Annotated in this window: 1 protein-coding gene and 1 pseudogene; one reads left to right on the top strand and one right to left on the bottom strand. The window is 51.8% G+C overall.

The window, feature by feature from the left end; all coding sequences use genetic code 11:
- A partial coding sequence (locus HBN61_RS22515) for a hypothetical protein (RefSeq protein WP_223182433.1) occupies window positions 1–218 on the top strand: 218 nt, incomplete at its 5' end.
- A 137-nt stretch (window positions 219–355) separates the two neighbouring features.
- On the opposite strand, the pseudogene HBN61_RS22375 reads toward HBN61_RS22515, so the two are convergent.
- Window positions 356–445 (bottom strand): annotated as a pseudogene (locus HBN61_RS22375) (IS3 family transposase); the annotation flags it as partial.
- Between the last annotated feature and the right edge of the window lie 128 nt (window positions 446–573).

A 573-nucleotide genomic window follows, 5' to 3' on the forward strand; every position in this document is an offset into this window, starting at 1 on the left:
GAGTAACTTGTTCAACAGGGCAGCTTTACGCTCAGGTGAATAGCTCGACATTACAGCTCTCTTTGACGCCCCCGATCTATCGTTTTGATAAATCAGCTCAGGCGACAACTAGCCTGACACCGGGGGGGGGTGAGGGGGCTCTTAGATCAAGATCAAAAGATCGCGAGCAAGCTCGCTCCTACAGGGCCTTTAAAATCAATCACTTATTTCATGTTTGATAAGAGCGAGCTTGCTCGCGATCTTTTGATCTGGCTCTTTTTACGGCCGCTGCGCGCCCGGACGTAGCCTCGCAAAGCTCGTCAACTGCTACGGGGGTACGCGAGACAACTGAACTGCCCCCCAAAAGTTGGACAGATTAACTAGCGCCCTGCACAGCCTGAGTCCTGTATCCCACAGGGCTTAGGCTGTTGAGCGTCAGTTTGATACGGTCATGGTTGTAATAATGGTGTAGTGGTCTAATGAAACCGGACACCCATTTAGGCGAGAATGCTCGCCAGATCGAGGTGTCAGATGACCAAACAACGCCGTTCCTTTTCTGCTGAATTCAAACGCGAGGCTTCCGACCTCGTGCTC

The organism is Pseudomonas sp. WS 5071, from assembly GCF_012985765.1.
In the GTDB taxonomy this organism is placed as follows: Bacteria; Pseudomonadota; Gammaproteobacteria; order Pseudomonadales; family Pseudomonadaceae; genus Aquipseudomonas; species Aquipseudomonas lundensis_A.